The organism is Brevundimonas sp. GW821-FHT10A07, assembly GCF_059415785.1.
This window is the reverse complement of sequence record NZ_JBWKNX010000001.1, coordinates 186,652-203,388: the sequence shown is the minus strand read 5'-3', so window position 1 is coordinate 203,388 and position 16,737 is coordinate 186,652. Positions and strand designations below refer to the sequence as shown.

The 16,737-nt window shown below is 67.3% G+C and carries 14 protein-coding genes; 9 read left to right on the top strand and 5 right to left on the bottom strand.

The window, feature by feature from the left end:
* Window positions 1-124 precede the first annotated feature (124 nt).
* From AC07NC_RS00945 to ychF, 7 genes are all read left to right on the top strand, one after another.
* The gene (locus AC07NC_RS00945; protein WP_035307605.1) at window positions 125-757 is read left to right on the top strand and encodes a 50S ribosomal protein L25/general stress protein Ctc; all 633 of its coding nucleotides are present in this window, start codon (window positions 125-127) and stop codon (window positions 755-757) included.
* 87 nt (window positions 758-844) lie between these two features.
* Window positions 845-1,465: an aminoacyl-tRNA hydrolase gene (gene pth, locus AC07NC_RS00940; protein WP_287929657.1), complete on the top strand. Its 621-nt coding sequence runs from the start codon at window positions 845-847 to the stop codon at window positions 1,463-1,465.
* Between the two features lie 37 nt (window positions 1,466-1,502).
* Entirely contained in the window at window positions 1,503-1,889 is a 387-nt protein-coding gene (locus tag AC07NC_RS00935; RefSeq protein WP_494568311.1) for a hypothetical protein, read from the top strand.
* A gap of 66 nt (window positions 1,890-1,955) precedes the next feature.
* Complete coding sequence (locus tag AC07NC_RS00930) at window positions 1,956-4,034, top strand: TonB-dependent receptor family protein (RefSeq protein WP_494568310.1); 2,079 nt, start codon at window positions 1,956-1,958, stop codon at window positions 4,032-4,034.
* Complete coding sequence (locus AC07NC_RS00925; RefSeq protein ID WP_494568309.1) at window positions 4,034-5,389, top strand: PepSY-associated TM helix domain-containing protein; 1,356 nt, start codon at window positions 4,034-4,036, stop codon at window positions 5,387-5,389. Before AC07NC_RS00930 ends, AC07NC_RS00925 begins: the two co-directional genes overlap by 1 nt.
* A 12-nt stretch (window positions 5,390-5,401) precedes the next feature.
* Window positions 5,402-5,899, top strand: coding sequence for a copper chaperone PCu(A)C (locus tag AC07NC_RS00920; RefSeq protein WP_494568308.1), 498 nt, complete (start codon window positions 5,402-5,404; stop codon window positions 5,897-5,899).
* A gap of 70 nt (window positions 5,900-5,969) precedes the next feature.
* Window positions 5,970-7,064, top strand: a complete 1,095-nt coding sequence (ychF, locus tag AC07NC_RS00915) for a redox-regulated ATPase YchF (protein WP_494568307.1) — start codon at window positions 5,970-5,972, stop codon at window positions 7,062-7,064.
* Here the strand turns inward: ychF and AC07NC_RS00910 are convergent.
* Complete coding sequence (locus tag AC07NC_RS00910) at window positions 7,057-7,590, bottom strand: hypothetical protein (RefSeq protein ID WP_494568306.1); 534 nt, start codon at window positions 7,588-7,590, stop codon at window positions 7,057-7,059. The two genes, ychF and AC07NC_RS00910, sit on opposite strands and share 8 nt — an antisense overlap.
* Before the next feature lie 110 nt (window positions 7,591-7,700).
* On the opposite strand from AC07NC_RS00910, the gene AC07NC_RS00905 reads away from it, so the two are divergent.
* Together AC07NC_RS00905 and AC07NC_RS00900 are read left to right on the top strand one after the other, a co-directional pair.
* The gene (locus AC07NC_RS00905; RefSeq protein ID WP_494568305.1) at window positions 7,701-9,905 is read left to right on the top strand and encodes a TonB-dependent hemoglobin/transferrin/lactoferrin family receptor; all 2,205 of its coding nucleotides are present in this window, start codon (window positions 7,701-7,703) and stop codon (window positions 9,903-9,905) included.
* A gap of 6 nt (window positions 9,906-9,911) precedes the next feature.
* Window positions 9,912-10,925, top strand: a complete 1,014-nt coding sequence (locus tag AC07NC_RS00900) for a DUF6607 family protein (protein WP_494568304.1) — start codon at window positions 9,912-9,914, stop codon at window positions 10,923-10,925.
* 66 nt (window positions 10,926-10,991) lie between these two features.
* Here AC07NC_RS00900 and AC07NC_RS00895 read toward each other — a convergent pair whose 3' ends face one another.
* From AC07NC_RS00895 to AC07NC_RS00880, 4 genes are all read right to left on the bottom strand, one after another.
* The gene (locus AC07NC_RS00895) at window positions 10,992-12,641 is read right to left on the bottom strand and encodes a M28 family peptidase (protein WP_494568303.1); all 1,650 of its coding nucleotides are present in this window, start codon (window positions 12,639-12,641) and stop codon (window positions 10,992-10,994) included.
* A 69-nt stretch (window positions 12,642-12,710) separates the two neighbouring features.
* The gene (locus AC07NC_RS00890) at window positions 12,711-14,369 is read right to left on the bottom strand and encodes a M28 family metallopeptidase (protein WP_494568302.1); all 1,659 of its coding nucleotides are present in this window, start codon (window positions 14,367-14,369) and stop codon (window positions 12,711-12,713) included.
* A 151-nt stretch (window positions 14,370-14,520) separates the two neighbouring features.
* Window positions 14,521-15,393, bottom strand: a complete 873-nt coding sequence (locus tag AC07NC_RS00885) for a cytochrome c1 (RefSeq protein WP_008261999.1) — start codon at window positions 15,391-15,393, stop codon at window positions 14,521-14,523.
* Between the two features lie 5 nt (window positions 15,394-15,398).
* A complete protein-coding gene (locus tag AC07NC_RS00880) occupies window positions 15,399-16,727 on the bottom strand; it encodes a cytochrome b (protein WP_494568301.1) in 1,329 nt (442 codons plus the stop codon).
* Window positions 16,728-16,737: the final 10 nt, after the last annotated feature.

The following is a 16,737-nucleotide window of genomic DNA, read 5'->3' as shown; positions in this document are numbered from 1 at the left end:
AGGGCGGTTGCACATCCGTCATGATGCGTGTAATAGCCCGCGCTCTTGAATTCGAGGGTTCATGACCCCCGCCGCGCGGGCCCAGGGTTGGCGCGGTGTTTCCGTTGTTGTTGAGGCGAGCCAGATGGCCGAGATCATTCTGAACGTGGACGTCCGCGATGGCGTCGGCACCGGCAGCGCACGCGCTGCCCGTCGCGCCGGTTTCGTGCCGGGCGTCCTGTACGGCGGCGACAAGGCCCCCGTCGCCGTGGCGGTGAACGAGAAGGACTTCCGCAAGTCGCTCTACACCGGCAAGCTGCTGGGCCACCTGGTCACGCTGAAGTACGGCGAAGAGACCCAGCCGGTCATCGCCAAGGACATCCAGTTCGACCCGGTGTCGGACCGCCCGATGCACTTCGACCTCATGCGCGTCGATCAGCACGCCCCGATCAAGATCGAGGTTCCGGTTTACTTCAAGAACGCCGATGACGCGCCGTTCGTCCGTCAGGGCGGCTCGCTGGAAGTCGTCCGCCACGCGGTCGAAATCATGGTCAAGGCCGACAGCATTCCGGAAGAACTGGTCGTCGACCTCATCAAGTCGCAGATGGGCGACACCATCCGCTTCTCGGACATCGAACTGCCCAAGGGCGTCGAGCCGACCATCACCGACCGCGATTTCGTGATCGCCACCATCAAGGTCTCATCCGCCGCCATGTCGGCCGCCGCCGATGAAGCCGCCGAGGCCGAAGCCGCTCCGACCGAGAAGACCGAAGGTTAAGCCTTCGTCGCATCGACAAGATCAGGCCCCGCCCGGTTCGCCGCGGCGGGGCTTTTCTTTGGGCGACGCACGCGGCATGAGGACGCCATGATCATCATCGCCGGGCTCGGCAATCCGGGCGCCAAATACGAGAAGAACCGCCACAACATCGGCTTCATGGCCGCCGATGAGATCGCGCGGCGCTGGCGCTTCGGGCCCGAGCGGGCCAAGTTTCAGTCGATCGTCAGCGAGGGCCTGGTCGATACGGCGGACGGACCGGTCAAGGTCCTGCTGATGAAGCCCCAGACCTATATGAACGAGAGCGGGCGGGCCGTCGGCGAGGCCGCACGCTTCTACAAGATCAAGCCGTCCGAAATCATCGTCTTCCACGACGAGATCGACCTGGCCCCCGGCCGGTTCCGCATGAAGACCGGCGGAGGCGCGGCGGGCCAGAACGGCGTCCGCTCGCTGATCAGCCATCTGGGCGCCGACTTCCGCCGTGCGCGCATGGGCATAGGCCATCCCGGCGAGAAGGAGATGGTCATGCCCCATGTCCTGGGCGACTTCCACAAGGCCGAACAGCCCTGGCTGGACGCCCTACTCCAGGCCTGCGCCGACGCCCTTCCCTTCGCCGCCGCCGGCGACGACGAGCGCTATCAGGGCGAGGTCATGCGCCTGGCTCCTGCGCCCAAGTTCAGCCCCCGCCAGGCGGCGCGCGGCGAACTGTAGCCTGTACGTCCTGGCGGAAACGCCGTAGAGGCGAGGCGTGAACCGTTCCGACGCCGATCATTGGTCGACATCGAAGTCGCTCGCCTTCCTGGCGGCGGTGTTCGCCCTCATGCTCGGCGCCCTGCTGCCCTTCGGGGCCCTGGCGGCGGTGCAACACGGACAGCCTCTGGTCATCTGTTCCGCAGAAGGGCCCCAGACCATCCAGTCCGGCGGGATGGACGGCCCGGTCAACAAGCATCTGGGTGCCAAGTGCGCCGCCTGCGTCGTGCCTCTCGCGGCCGCCTTGCCCGCCCCGCCGGCGCCCGAACCTGCGCCGGTCATCCGCACGGTCGAGACGGTCGTCTATTCGCCCGCCCGCGTCAGCCCGCCGCCCCCGGCGCGCGCGCCGCCGCGTCCGCCGTCCACCGCACCACCCCACGCCTGAACCAGACCCAAAGCCCGCGCCGGCCCTTCGCCCGCGCGCCCTTCTCGTTCTGACTTCAGGATCACCATGTCTCTCAAGACCACTGCGGCGCCCTGCGCCCTGCTGCTCGCCGCCCTGGCCGGCCCAGCCTTCGCTCAGCAGCCCGCCACGCCGCCTTCAGAGCCGACCGTGCTGGACAGCGTCATCGTCACCGCCCGCCGCAACGTCGAAGACCCCGCCGTTGTCGCCGAGGCGCGGGCACGCCTGTCGCGCACGCCCGGCGCGGTCGCCGTCGTCTCGGCCGAATCCTACGCTGATCGCTACGCGCCCAATCTGGCCGACGTTCTGCGCGACGCGCCGGGCGTCTATGCCCAGAAGAAGTGGGGCGGCGACATCCGTCTGTCGATCCGCGGCTCGGGCATAGGCAATTCCAGCCACAATCGCGGAACCCTGCTGGCCCAGGACGGCGTCCCCTTCAACGAGGCGGACGGCTTCGGCGACTTCCAACTGATCGACCCGCTGATCGCCCGCTATACCGAGGTCTACAAGGGCGGCAACGCCCTGCGCTTCGGCGGCGCCCTGCTGGGCGGGGCGATCAATCTGGTCACGCCGACCGGACGGACGGCGGCCTCTAACCTGAGCCTGCGTCTGGACGGCGGCTCCTATGGCACGGTGCGCGCTCATGCCGAGGTGGCGGGCGTTCGCGGCGACTGGGACGGCTTCGCCGCCGTCACCGGCCAGAGCGTGGACGGCTGGCGTCAGCAGAGCGAGGGCAAGTCGCTGCACCTGTCCGCCAATATCGGCCGCAGCTTCGGCCAGGACCGCGAGGTGCGCCTGATGGTCTCGGGCGGCGACATCCATCAGGAAATCCCCGGCAGCGTCAGCCTGAACGACGCCCTGACCCAGCCGGAGAAGGCCAACCTGGGCAATGTCAGCCTGAATTATCAGCGCAATATGCAGTCGATCCGCACGACGGTGCAGACGCACTGGCGGCTGGACCAATCCACCGTGTTCGAGGGCGCCTTCTATGGAACCTGGAAGGATCTGGACCACCCGATCTTCCAGGTCATCGACCAGGAAAGCCGCAACTACGGCGCCTTCGGCCGGTTCGACTGGCAGGGCCAGGTCCTTGGCCTGCGCACCGACGCCTTCTACGGCGCCTGGTATCGCCAGGGCGACCTGGACGCCAAACAGTGGGCCAACCTGGCCGGACAGCAGAACGGTCTGCGCGCCCGCAGCTTCCAGAACGGCAAGGGGCTGGACGTCTTCGGCGAGGGGCGGCTGTTCGTCACCGACCGCCTGGCCCTGGTCGCCGGGGGCACCTGGGGCCGCGCAGAACGCGACTATCAAAGCTATGTGGTCCCCGGCGTCGCCGGCACGATCGACCTGAGCGTCGACAAGAGCTTCGACTGGTTCGCGCCCCGCGCCGGCCTGTTGTGGGAAAGCGAGGAAGGCGATCAGGCCTTCGCCAATGTCACCCGCTCGGTCGAACCGCCCAACTTCTCGGCCCTGTCGCCGACCGCCGGCGGCTATCAGCCCCTGGTCCCGCAGGAGGCCGTGACCTGGGAAGTCGGCACGCGCGGTCGCCGCGGCCCGGTGACCTGGGACGTCACCGCCTACCGCGCCGACCTGGACCACGAACTGCTGAACTTCGTGATCGACAACGCGCTGGGCATTCCGGCCTCCACCTTCAACGCCGGGCCCACGGTTCACCAGGGGATCGAAGCGGGGCTGGACTGGCGGATCGCGCCGCAGTGGCGCCTGCGCCAGACCTACGCCTTCTCGGACTTCTACTTCGACGGGGACAAGGTCTATGGAGACAACGACCTGCCGGTCGTGCCGCCGCACCTTTACCGGGCCGAGTTGCGGTATGATCACCCAGCGGGCTGGTTCGTGGCGCCCAGCGTGGAATGGTCGATGGCCGATTTCTGGGTCGACTACGCCAACACCCTGAAGTCACCTGCCTATACGGTGGCCAACCTGAACATGGGCTGGACGGTGCGCCGACGCCTGACCGTCTTCGCCGACGTCCGCAACCTGTTCGACGAAGCCTATGTCTCGAACTTCAGCGCCGTCACCGATGCCCAGCGTCCCGGCGTCTCCACCGCCGTCTTCTTCCCCGGCGAGGGCCGCTCGGCCTATGTCGGCGTAAGGATGAGCTACTGATGGCCGGGAAGGCCGCAACCCAGGCGCCGGACGATCTGTCCGGCGCCTATCGCGCCGTCTGGCGCTGGCATTTCTACGCCGGCGTCTTCGTCATGCCGGTCCTGATGCTGCTGGCCCTGACGGGCGGCCTGTATCTGTTCAAGGACGAGATCGACGCCGCCCTCTATCGCGACATGATCCGCGTGCCGGCGGTGCAGTCCCAGGCGGCCCCGGAAACCTGGCTGGCGTCGGCGTCTCAGGCCGCCGACGGCGGTCGGGTCGCCAATCTGGTCATGCCCGCCCGGCCGGACCAGGCCGTCCGCCTGCGGGTGGATCGCCCCAACGGGGTGCAGAAGACGGTCTTCGTCGATCCGCACACCGGCCGCGCCACCGGCGTGATTCCCGCCGGCGGTTTCATGGAGCTGGTCAAGAAGACCCACAGCCTGACCCTGCTGGGTCGGCCGTTCAACATCCTGGTGGAGATCGTGGCGGGCTGGACCATCATCCTGTTCGCCACGGGCCTCTATCTGTGGTGGCCGCGCGGACGGGCCGTTGCGACCTTCTCGCCCCAGACGAACGACACACGACGACGCCCCTTCTGGCGCGACCTGCACGCCCTGACTGGCGCCTATGTCGGCGGGGTCGTGCTGTTCCTGGCGGTCACCGGCATGCCCTGGTCGGCTTTCTGGGGCGATACGGTCATGGACGTCGTCAAGTCCAGCGGCCTGGGTCGCCCCCCGGCGCCCGTCGCAGGGGCCTGGCAAAGGGCGGAGCATCATGACCAGCCGCTCGGCGCCGGATGGGCCCTGGAGGGCATGGTCATGGCCCACGATCATGCGGGCCATGGCGCCCTGAGCCGGGTGCTGAAGACAGCCGACGAAGCGGGTCTGGCCCGCCCCTACGCCGTCTCCATTCCCGCAACCTCGGGCACGGCCTATACGATCACCACCCAGGCCCGGCGGGTTCAGGACAGCCGCTCTCTGTACATCGACGCCGCCTCGGGCCATGTGCTGGCCGACCTCGGCTACGACCGGTTCGGCGCCGGCGCCAAGGCCATCGAATGGGGCGTCTACACCCACCAGGGCACCCAGTACGGGCAACTGAACCGGATCGTCATGCTGCTGGGCTGTATCGGCGTCTGGCTGCTGGCGATCAGCGGCCTGGTCATGTGGTGGAAGCGCCGTCCGCCGAACCTGTCGCGCCTTCGCCTGGGCGGCCCGCCCGCCCCGCCGGGACCGCGCGTCCGCGCCGCCGTGCTGGGCATCGTCCTGCCCCTCGCCATCCTCTATCCCCTGACGGGCCTGAGCCTGATCTTCGCCGTATTGCTCGATCGAGCCGTGCGGCCGATGATCCGGCGCCGTCCCGCCGTTTCCTGAAAGAACGACGCCATGAAGACCCATCTATCCCTCGCCGCCATCGCCCTCGCACTGGCGGCCTGCAACCCGCCGCAAGAGGCCAAGACGGCGCCGGAGTCGCCCACAGCCACGGCGGCCGTGACCGCCGCCGACGCCTGGTGCCGGCCTTCGCCGAACGGGGCCAAGGCCGGCGGCTGCTACGTCACCCTGACCGCGACCACCGACGACCGACTGACCGGCGGCTCCAGCCCGCGCGCCGGCGAGCTTCAGGTCCACGAGATGAAGACCGAGAACGGCATGATGAAGATGGCGCAGTTGACCGAAGGCCTGCCGCTACCGGCCGGTCAGACGGTCGGCCTGGCGCCCGGCGGCAATCACCTGATGCTGATCGGTCTGACCGCCCCCCTGGTCGCCGGCGAGACCGTGCCCCTGACCCTGAAGTTCGCCTCGGCGCCCGAGGTGACGGTGCAGGCGGTGGTGCGCCAACCCGCAATGGCAGCCATGGCGGGCATGGATCACGGCGCGCACTGACGCCTTTTGAAGCGCGAGCCTGACAAACCGGTTTGAACCGGCTAAAGGCTCGCGCCTCACGAGGAATCCCATGGCCCTTAAAGTCGCGATCGTCGGCCTGCCCAATGTCGGCAAGTCCACCCTGTTCAACGCCCTGACCAAGACGGCGGCGGCCCAGGCGGCCAATTATCCGTTCTGCACCATCGAGCCGAACACCGGCGACGTGGCCGTGCCAGAGCCGCGCCTGAACGCCCTGGCCGAGGTCGCCGGGTCCAAGGAAATCATCCCCGCCCGCATCACCTTCGTCGATGTCGCCGGCCTGGTGCGCGGCGCGTCCAAGGGCGAGGGCCTGGGCAACCAGTTCCTGGCCAATATCCGCGACTGCGACGCCGTGGCCTTCGTGGCCCGTTGCTTCGTCGATGACGACATCACCCATGTCGAGAACCGCATCGATCCGATCGCCGATCTGGAGATCATCGAGACCGAGCTGATGCTGGCCGACATGGAAAGCCTGGAGCGCCGCCGGCCCCAGTTGGAGAAGCGCGCCAAGGGCGGCGACAAGGACTCCGGCCTGACGCTGAAACTGGTCGATCTGGCCCTGACCCAGCTGAACGCCGGCAAGCCCGCCCGCACCGCCGAAGTGTCCAAGGAGGACGCCAAGGCCTGGCACATGCTGCAACTGCTGACCGCCCTGCCCGCCCTCTATGTCTCGAATGTCGAGGAAGGCTCGGCCGACAAGGGCAATGAGCTGTCGGACAAGGTCGCCGCCCGCGCCGCCACGGACAACGCCAATTCGGTCGTCATCTCGGCCCAGATCGAATCCGAGATCGCCGTGCTGGACGACGAGGAGCAGAAGGAGTTCCTCGAGACCCTGGGTCTGGAAGAACCCGGCCTGAACCGCCTGATCCGCGAGGCCTACAAGCTGCTGGGACTTCAGACCTATTTCACGGTCGGCCCCAAGGAAGCCCGCGCCTGGACGATCAACGTCGGCGACACCGCGCCCCAGGCGGCCGGCGTCATCCACACCGACTTCGAGAAGGGCTTCATCCGCGCCGAAACCATCGCCTTCGACGACTTCGTCGCCCTGCGCGGCGAAGCCAAGGCGCGCGAAGCCGGCAAGCTGCGTGCGGAAGGCAAGACCTATGTCGTCAAGGACGGCGACGTGATGAACTTCCTGTTCAACTAGGTTTCGAAGCGGGGGCCTCAGGCCCCTTCTTCATCATGCTTTCCAACGGATTGGCGGGATCCGGCGCGCGCGGCGAGCCGGGGCAGCGCGCCAGTTTCACCGTTTTCATGTCCCTGTCGACGTAGGTCAGGTTCATCACGTCGCCGGTGGCGGCCATATGAACCCGCTCGCGCTTGGCCTGCCCCTGAGCGGCGCAGGCCAGGGTGGCCACATAGCCCGCACCGGTCTCTTCAATCCGAGCGATGTCACAGGCGACGCCAGGGGCTTCGAACCGCATCGGCGTCAGTGTGATGGGCGCCCGCTCGCCCTGCGGATGGGCGCACCAGACGGGGTTGGCGGCCCAGATTCCCACAAAGCTGCGCGGGCCGCGGCCGGCCAGAGAGGACGGGCCCGGCGGCTCCACCTGTTGCATCGCCTCAGGCGTCCTGAGCGGACGCGCCGGCTCGTCCGGAGGATTGACCCCGTTGTCGCCACAGGCGGTCAGCAGGGCGATGGCCGCAACCATCGGGAAGAACGCGTATTTCATCCGCCTACAACACCACGGCCAAGGCTGGGGTTCAAACCCAAGCCTTCATTGCGGTTGATTCTGATAATCGTTCGCAGTAACACCCCTGCCTGTCATCAAGCGGGGCCATTATGCGCAACCTACTCCTCCTCTCCACCGCCGCAGCCGCCTTCGGTTCGGTCCTGATCGCCCAGCCCGCGTGGGCCGAAGCGGCCGACGCGCCGGCGACCGAGGTCGATCCGGTCATCGTGATCGGCACGCGGTCGGAGCGTCTGGCGTCACGCACGCCCGCCACGGTCAGCGTCATCAGCGCCGACCAGATCGAGACCATGCTGGCCACCGACATCAAGGATCTGATTCGGTTCGAACCGGGCGTCAGCGTGCCGACCGCCCCCGCCCGCTTCAACCTGGCGCTGTCAGGCGGCGGTCGCGATAGCAATTCGGGCTTCACCATTCGCGGCATGGGCGGCGACCGCGTGCTGATCATCAACGACGGGGTGCGCCTGCCCAGCGGCTTCAGCTTCGGCGCCCAGGCGGTCGGTCGCGGCGACTATAACGACCTGGACATGGTCAAGTCGGTCGAGATCCTGCGCGGCCCCGCATCGGCCCTGTATGGTTCGGACGGCGTCGCCGGCGCCGTCGCCTTCACCACCAAGGACCCGTCCGATTTCCTGAAGGTCAGCCAGGATTTCGGCGCACGGGCACGGGCGGCCTATAGTTCGGCCGATGAAGGCTGGACCGAGAGTCTTGCCGTCGCCGGCCGCACGGGGTCGGTTTCGGGCCTGCTGGCCTACACCCGCCGCGATCACCAGGAGACGGAGAACCAGGGCGAGGTCGGGGGCGTCGGTTCAGCCCGAACCCAACCCAATCCGCAGGACTTCACCTCCAACGCCATCCTGGCCAAGCTGGTCTGGGACGTGGCGCCCGGCCATGCGCTGCGCCTGACCTATGACCATCTCGATTCCGAAATGGACGGCGACGCCCTGACCGCCCGATCGGCGACGGTCCTGGCCGTCACGGGTCACGACGAAACCCAGCGCGACAGCCTGAAGGGCGAGTGGCGCTTCCAGGACTTCGCCGGCTTCGAGAGCGGTTCGGTCAGCGCCTACTGGCAGGATGCGACCACCCGCCAGTATACCTATGAAGATCGAAGCCCCGCTGTGGACCGGGTCCGCAACACCACCTTCGACAACACCGTCTACGGCCTGGCCGCCCAGGGCGCGCGCGTCTTCGGCGCGGGCGAGGCGGTGGAACACCGTGTCACCGTCGGCGGCGACTGGTCGATGACCACGCAGGAAGGCGTCCGCGACGGAGTCACCCCGCCCGTCGGCGAAACCTTCCCGACCCGCGCCTTCCCCAAGACCGACTACCAGTTGGCAGGTCTGTTCGTTCAGGACGAGATCGAGATGCTGGGCGGTGCGCTCAGCATCATCCCCGCCGTACGCTACGACTGGTACGACCTGTCGCCGGAGGTCGACGCCCTGTTCCCGGCGTCCGCCACGGGCCAGTCGGAAGACCACATCTCGCCCAAGCTGGGCGTCGTCTGGTGGGCCGACCGTCGCTTCGGCCTGTTCGCCAACTACGCCGAGGGCTTCCGCGCCCCGTCGCCGATGCAGGTGAACAACTATTTCGAAAATCCCGTCTACGGCTACACCTCGATCCCCAACCCGGACCTCAAGCCCGAAACCAGCGACAGTATCGAAGGCGGCCTGCGGTTCCGCGACATCGCGGCCTTCGGGGGCGAACTGCGGCTCCAGACCACGGCCTTCAGCACCCATTATGACAACTTCATCGAGCAGGTGGTGGCGTCGGGCACGGGCGTGCCGGGCGTCGATCCGCTGATCTATCAGTACGTCAACCTGACCAATGTCGACATCTGGGGGCTGGAAGCCAGAGGCGACGTCGCCTGGAGCAATGGCCTCAGCCTGATCGTCTCCGCCGCCTTTGCGGACGGCGAGCAGGAAACGGACGGTGAGAAGACCCAGCTGAGCAGCGTCGATCCGATCAAACTGGTCGGCGGCCTGAACTATGCCGCGCCTTCGGGCGTCTGGGGCGGTTCGGCCGTCGTGACCTGGTCGGGCAGGAAGGACGCCGCCACCTATGAACTGTCATGCGGATCGGCCTGCTACACCGGCGACAGCTTCACCCTTCTCGACGTGACCGCCTATTGGAACGTCACCGAGCGCGCCACACTGCGGGCCGGCGCCTTCAACCTTCTCGACGAGAAATACGGCTGGTGGAGCGACGTGCGCGGCCTGTCCGCCGCCTCAACCGTCAAGGACGCCTACACCCAGCCGGGCCGCAACTTCGGCCTGTCCCTGACCCTGCGTCTGTAAGCGACCATGCACATCCCCCACATCAAGAGCCCCCGTCCCATGCGCGCCATCCTGATCGCCGCCGCCCTGCTGACCGCCGCTGCGCCCGCCGCCCAGGCGCTGGAAACCGGAGCCGTCGCTCCGGCTGCGGCTTCCACCCCCGCCAGCGCCTTCGAACGGGATCGCCAGTCGATCCTGGCCCAGGCCGGCCAGTACCGCGTCCATTTCGACATGCGCGAGAACGTCAGCTTCCAGGCCGACTACGACCCGCTGGAGGAGCAGCTGTCGGGCGGCAGCGAGATCGTCCGCGTCGTCTATGACCAGGGCGACCGGATCAGTCTGCAACACATCCTGGTCATGGAGCATGAGGGCCAGGTCATCGTCATCAAGCACTGGCGTCAGGACTGGGTCTATCAGCCTCAAACGGTGCTGACCTACGCCGGGCCGAACCAGTGGGTGCTGACGCCCGTCCCGGCCGATCAGCGCCAGGGCGCCTGGTCCCAGACCGTGTGGCAGACCGACGACTCGCCCCGTTACGGCGGCGTCGGTCGCTGGACCTATGACAACGGCCTGTCGGCCTGGACGTCCAACCCGACCTGGCGGCCGCTGGCGCGGCGCGATGCGGTGCGGAACCCCGTCTATGACCGCTATCTGGCGAGCAACCGCCACATCCTGACGCCGAACGGCTGGGTCCATATCCAGGACAATGTGAAAATGTCGGGCAAGGCGGGCGGCGCGCCGGTCGCCGTGGTCCAGGAGGACGTGATCAACACCTATGACCGGTCGACCGGCTATTCCCCTGCGGCCGGCGACGCCTATTGGGCCAGGACCCAGGGCTTCTGGGCCGCCGTGCGCCAGGCCTGGGATGACGCCATCGTCGCCGGAAACGGCGTCCATCTGCAGCAGGAGGCCCAGACCGGCTCCGTCACCGGCGCGCCGCTGATGGACCTGGCCCAGTCCCTGGCCGACGGCGAAACCATAGAGGCGGACGCGATCGCCCAGGCGCGCGTCCTGATCGCCGAGGCGACATCCGCCCGCTGACCGCTAAGGCCAGCGACGGATGATCGACGGCGGCCCGGGCTCCCCTCCGGGCCGCCGTTTTCGTATTTAGCGCCGCTGATCGGCGCTGGCGTCGCGGATGGCGTTGAATTCCGCGCTGGGTTTCCAGGCCGGCCAGGTCTCGCTGTCGGCCACCGTCAGCCCCAGCCGGTACAGCAGATCCAGGTTCTGGACGGCCGCGGTGAAGTCGTAGTCGGCCCGCCAGTCGTCGGTCAGCTTGTGATAATAGCGCGCCATCTGGGCCTCGTAGTACGGCGTGCCCGCCTCCAGCCCGCCCTCTACGAAGTCACGACCGCTCCACGGCATCAGGGCCGGCACCCCGCCTGCGGCGAAGTTGAAATGGTCGGAGCGGTAGTAGAAACCTTCCTGCGGATAGCCGTCGCCGGTCACCGTGCGGCCCTGCACGGCGGCGAACCGGCCCAGGATGTCTTCCAGCTCCGACTTGCCGACGCCGAACACCGCCACGTCGCGCGTCGCCGGGGTGAAGGGCAGCATGTCGATATTGATGTCCGCCGCCGTCTTCGCCAGCGGATAGACCGGATCGGCGGCATAGGCTTCCGAGCCCAGCAGTCCCTGTTCCTCGGCCGTGACGTGCAGGAAGACCACCGTCCGTTCCGGCGCCGGCCCGGCCTTGAAGGCGCGCGCCATCTCGATCAGGCCCGCCGTGCCCGAGGCGTTGTCCCAGGCGCCGTTGAAGATGGCGTCGCCCTCGGCGTTCGGCTCCTTGGCCTTGCCGACATGGTCCCAGTGCGCGGAATAGACGACATATTCATCGGGCCGCGTCGTCCCGGGGATCCTGGCCAGCAGATTGTTCGAGTGAATGACCTCGGTCGTTTCAGCGATATCGACATCCAGCCGCACGCCCAGGTCCACCACCCCGCCCAGGCCGCCCGTCTTGGCGCGCGCCAGGCCCTCCGTCAGAAGATCTCCGCCAAGGGCGGTCCCCGTCGCCGGGCTGATGGATCCGGTGAATCGCGCATCCTTTGCGCCCTTGACCGTCATCTGCGGCCGGGTCGCGCCGCCGACGGCGCGACGCCAGCGACCGTCATTCTCCTGGAGACTGATTACACCGACGGCGCCGCGCTTCAGCGCCTCCTGAGTCTTGTGCGTGCCCGAGCCGTAGAAGTTCGGATCGACGCCCAGGGCGTCGGGCTGGGCGCGCAGGATCACCACCACCTTGCCCGTCAGGTCGGCGTCGCCATAGTCGTCCCAACCCCGCTCCGGAGCCACGATGCCATAGCCGGCGAAGACCAGCGGCGCACCGTCGATCTTGACGATCGGATCGGCCGGTCCCGCGCGCAGGGTGATGTCCGTTCCCGAAACCAGGGCGTGACGGACGCCGTCGGTGCCGGTCCAGGCGGCCGTCGGCGCACGCTCCGGCGTGAACCGCACCAGATCGACCGGTTGCAGCCAGGACCCGTCCCGTCCGCCCGGCTCCAGCCCCATGGCCTCATACTGGCGCTGGAGATAGGCCAGAGTCAGTTGCTCGCCGATCAGGCCGGGGAAGCGGCCCTCCAACTCGTCGGAGGCCAGGTACTTGATGTGGCCGGACAGACGCTGGGCGCTGAACTGCGGCGTCGCCGCCGAGGCCGTGGCGAAGGCGTCCAGCCGGGCGGGCGGCGGCCTGACGGACGCGCCTGCGCAGGCGGTCAGGACCAGCGCCGCCAGGGCGATGAAGGGGGAACGACGAAGGATCATGCGGGCGGCTCGAACAGACGAATAGACAGGGGGCCAGGATCGCGTCCCGGCCCCCGGTTTTCACAGATATCAGCGACGCTCGGACGCCGTCGTGGCCCGCACGGGGCCGAACTCGGACCCGGTCTTCCATTCTGGCCAGTCCCGGCCGTTCGCCAGGGCGCGACCGACATCATAGAAGACCGTCAGATCCTCGATCATGCCGCTGTAGTCCCAGTCCGGCGACCATTCGTCCGCCGCCTGGTGATAGCGTTTGGCGCCGTATTCAGCGCGCGCAGCCTGGCGTTCGGCGATCGGTTCATCGCGGAAGTCGCCCCGGCTGCCGGCGTAGGCCATGGGCACGCCGCGCTTGGCCAGGGGGAAGTGGTCCGAGCGATAATAGGTGCCGGCCGCGTTCTCGTAGTCCGGGACCAGACTGCGGCCTTGTGACTGGATCGCGACGGCCAACCGCTCATCGAAATCGGACTGGCCGTATCCGGTGACGCCCAGCCCCGTGACACGGCCATAGACGTTCATCGAATCCATGTTGAACCCGCCCACCGTCCTGGGCAGCGGATAGACCGGGTTCACGGCGTAGTATTCCGAACCCAGCAGACCGCTTTCCTCGCCGGTGAAGCTGATCATAACGACAGAGCGTTCGGTGCGAGGGGCGCGTCCGTACATCCGCGCCAGTTCCAGCAGGCCGGCGGTGCCCGAGGCGTTGTCGACGGCGCCGTTGAAGATCCGGTCGCCCGTCGCGTCCGGCTCGCCCATGCCGATATGGTCCCAGTGTGCGGTGTACAGCACCGTCTCGTCCGGATGGGTCGTGCCCGGCAGGCGGGCGATGACATTGTGGCTGGTGACCTGGTTGGTCGCCACGTCGAACTCGGTCGAGAAGGACGCGCCGGTCAGGGCCACGGGCTGGAAGTCGCGGCTGCGTGCCTGGACCTTCAGCGCATCGAAATCCAGCCCCGCGCGGCGGAACAGGTCCACCGCCACATCGCGCTGAATCCAGCCCTCCATCGGCACCCGCTCGGCCGCCGCATTGGGACGCAGGATGTCGAACTGCGGCACGCCCCAGGAGTTGGCGACCGTCGCCCAGCCGTAAGAGGCCGGCGCCGTCTCGTGCACGATCAGCACGCCCGCCGCCCCGTGCTTGGCGGCCTCCTCGTACTTGTAGGTCCAGCGGCCGTAATAGGTCATGGCCTTGCCGCCGAAGGTGTTCAGCGCCGGCTCCTCGAAATCGGCGTCATTGACCAGGACGACCAGGATCTTGCCGCGCAAGTCCTGGTCCTTGAAGTCGTTCCAGTTCCGCTCGGGCGCGGTGATGCCATAGCCGACGAAGACCAGGGGCGCGTCCTTCAGGCTGACATGCTCGGCCGGACGGCGGGTGGAAATGGCCACCTCGCGGCCCTGGGGCATCGGCAGGCTCCAGTCCCCCAGCTTCAGCGAGGCATGGACGTTGGACTGGACGAAACGGTTCAGGATGACGTCCTGGGTCCACTGGCCGTTGGGACCGCCCGGCTCGAAACCGGCGGCCGCATATTGAGCGCTCAGGTACTGGACGACCTTCTCTTCAGCTGGGGTGGCGATGCCGCGTCCCTCATAGGCGTCGCTCGACAGGACGCGGATATCCTCCGAAATCCGCGCGGCGTCGAAGGACGGCGCGGCCTGATCCGCTCCGGCGGTGGCGCAGGCGGAAAGGGTGACGCCGGCCATCAGCACGGCGGCGAAAGAAGAGACGATACGCATGAACACGAGGCCCCACAGCCGGAAATGAAGTCGCCGACCCTAGGGGGCGAAATCCATCATGTCGATTCCGTGTCACGCGCCATTTGTCGCAAACAAAAGCCCGCCGAAGCGGACTTCGGCGGGCTGATGATCAGGTCATTTGAACCTGCGCCTAGTGGGCGACGCCCTTCCAGACGCGGCGATAGCTGGCGTAGGTGAGGCCGGCGAAGATCAGCAGGAAAATGATCACACCGAAACCGGCCTGTTTGCGCTCGACCATCTTCGGTTCGGACGTCCAGGCGATGAAGGCGGCCACATCCTTGGCGTACTGGTCCACCGTCTGGGGCGACCCGTCGTCATAGGTCACCTGGCCGTTCCGAAGCGGCGGCGGCATGGCGATGAAGCCCCCCTCCGGCACATGGTGCTTGTCCCCCGTCCAGAAGGGCGTCAGGTCGCCGGCCATATAGGGGTTGTAATGCTGCCCCTCTCGGATGGTCAGGCCCGCCGGCGCCGCGCGATAGCCCGACAGCAGCGAGTAGATATAGTTGGCGCCGTCGTGGCGGGCCTTGGCCATCACCGACAGATCAGGCGGCGCCGCTCCGCCGTTGCCTGCGGCGGCGGCCGTGGCGTTCGGATATGGGCTGCGGAACTTGTCGGCCGGAGTGGCGTCGCGCTGGATCGGTTCACCGGTCTCGCTGTCGATGTCCGGGACCTGGACCTCCTTGGCCAGGGCCTTGACCACCGGATTGTCGTTCGGGTTCGGATATTTCGGATTCCAGAACGGCCCGTGGCGATCACCCAGATTGCGATAGTGCATCAGGTTCATGCTGTGGCAGGCGGCGCAAACCTCCTGATAGACCTTGTAGCCGCGCTGAAGCTGGCCCTGGTCATAGACGCCGAACGGTCCTTCGAAGCTGAACCCGCCCGAGCGCGGATGAGCGGCCCCGCCAGCAGCCAGGGCCGGGGCCGCGGCCAGCAGGCCGAAAGCTACAGCCGCCGAGGCGATGAGCCTGGACATCGAGGCGTTGGTTTTCACGGTCATCATGGCCCTCACCCCTTCTTCTCGGGCGAGGCCGGCGCAGCGGCCGGCATCGCGTGGGCGCCGGTCAGGACCGGTTCGGAGATGGTCGCCGGGATCGGCAGAGGCGTCTCCTTCAACCCCACGAACGGTAGGATCACCAGGAAGAAGAGGAAGTAATAGGCCGTCAACAGCCGCGTCAGCCACAGATAGGAGTTGATGTTGCCGTCTCCCAAATTGAAGCCCGCGACGGCCGAAAAGACCGGCGCGTCTGGCAGCTGACCACCGCACCAGCCCAGGCCCACGCCGACCGCCAAGAAGATGAAGAAGAAGGCGCGCATGGTCGGGCGATACCGCATCGACCGCACCCTGGACGTGTCCAGCCAGGGCAGGACGAACAGCACGCCGATGGCGCTGAACATGGCCACCACGCCGCCGAACTTGTCCGGGATGGCGCGCAGGATGGCGTAGAAGGGCAGCATGTACCACTCGGGCACGATGTGCGCCGGCGTCTGCAGCGGATTGGCCGGGATATAGTTGTCGGCGTGGCCCAGGGCGTTCGGCTGATAGAAGACGAAGATCGCGAACAGCAGCAGGAACAGGATGATCGCGAACCCGTCCTTCAGCGTGAAATAGGGGTGGAAGGGCAGCATGTCCTTCTTCGTCCGATCCTTGGGGATCAGGATGCCGACCGGATTGTTCTGACCCGCCGAGTGCAGCGCCCACAGGTGCAGGACGACGCAGCCCAATATGGCGAAGGGCAGCAGATAGTGCAGCGAGAAGAAGCGGTTCAGCGTCGCATTGTCGATCGCCGGTCCGCCGCGCAGCCAGATCAGGATCGGCTCGCCGATCACCGGGATGGCCCCGATCAGATTGGTGATCACCTCGGCGCCCCAGAAGGACATCTGGCCCCAGGGCAGGACGTAGCCCAGGAAGGCGGTGGCGATCATCAGGAAGAAGATCACGCAGCCGATGATCCAGATCATCTCGCGCGGCGCCTTGTACGAGCCGTAGTACAGCCCCCGCAGCATGTGCAGATAGACGGCGATGAAGAACATCGACGCGCCGTTGGCGTGCACATAGCGGATCAGCCAGCCGCCGTTGACGTCGCGCATGATCCGCTCGACCGAGGCGAAGGCCAGGTCGACGTGCGGCGTATAGTGCATGGCCAGAACAATGCCGGTGACGATCTGCGTCATCAGGCACAAGGCCAGGATGCCGCCGAAGGTCCACCAGTAGTTCAGGTTTCTGGGTGTCGGCAGCGACATGTAGTCTGCGCCGAAGCGGATGATCGGCAGCCGGGTGTCCAGCCACTTCTCGACGCCCGTCTTAGGGACGTAGGTGGATTCGTGTTCGCTCATTTCCTCCCCC

Bases quoted from the DNA above. Each gene is read 5' to 3' on its own strand.
- AC07NC_RS00905 (WP_494568305.1), top strand. From the start codon at position 7,701: ATGCGCAACCTACTCCTCCTCTCCACCGCCGCAGCCGCCTTCGGTTCG.
- AC07NC_RS00930 (WP_494568310.1), top strand. From the start codon at position 1,956: ATGTCTCTCAAGACCACTGCGGCGCCCTGCGCCCTGCTGCTCGCCGCC.
- AC07NC_RS00910 (WP_494568306.1), bottom strand. From the start codon at position 7,590: ATGAAATACGCGTTCTTCCCGATGGTTGCGGCCATCGCCCTGCTGACC.
- pth (WP_287929657.1), top strand. From the start codon at position 845: ATGATCATCATCGCCGGGCTCGGCAATCCGGGCGCCAAATACGAGAAG.
- AC07NC_RS00945 (WP_035307605.1), top strand. From the start codon at position 125: ATGGCCGAGATCATTCTGAACGTGGACGTCCGCGATGGCGTCGGCACC.
- AC07NC_RS00900 (WP_494568304.1), top strand. From the start codon at position 9,912: ATGCACATCCCCCACATCAAGAGCCCCCGTCCCATGCGCGCCATCCTG.
- AC07NC_RS00890 (WP_494568302.1), bottom strand. From the start codon at position 14,369: ATGCGTATCGTCTCTTCTTTCGCCGCCGTGCTGATGGCCGGCGTCACC.
- ychF (WP_494568307.1), top strand. From the start codon at position 5,970: ATGGCCCTTAAAGTCGCGATCGTCGGCCTGCCCAATGTCGGCAAGTCC.
- AC07NC_RS00895 (WP_494568303.1), bottom strand. From the start codon at position 12,641: ATGATCCTTCGTCGTTCCCCCTTCATCGCCCTGGCGGCGCTGGTCCTG.
- AC07NC_RS00925 (WP_494568309.1), top strand. From the start codon at position 4,034: ATGGCCGGGAAGGCCGCAACCCAGGCGCCGGACGATCTGTCCGGCGCC.
- AC07NC_RS00880 (WP_494568301.1), bottom strand. From the start codon at position 16,727: ATGAGCGAACACGAATCCACCTACGTCCCTAAGACGGGCGTCGAGAAG.
- AC07NC_RS00885 (WP_008261999.1), bottom strand. From the start codon at position 15,393: ATGATGACCGTGAAAACCAACGCCTCGATGTCCAGGCTCATCGCCTCG.
- AC07NC_RS00920 (WP_494568308.1), top strand. From the start codon at position 5,402: ATGAAGACCCATCTATCCCTCGCCGCCATCGCCCTCGCACTGGCGGCC.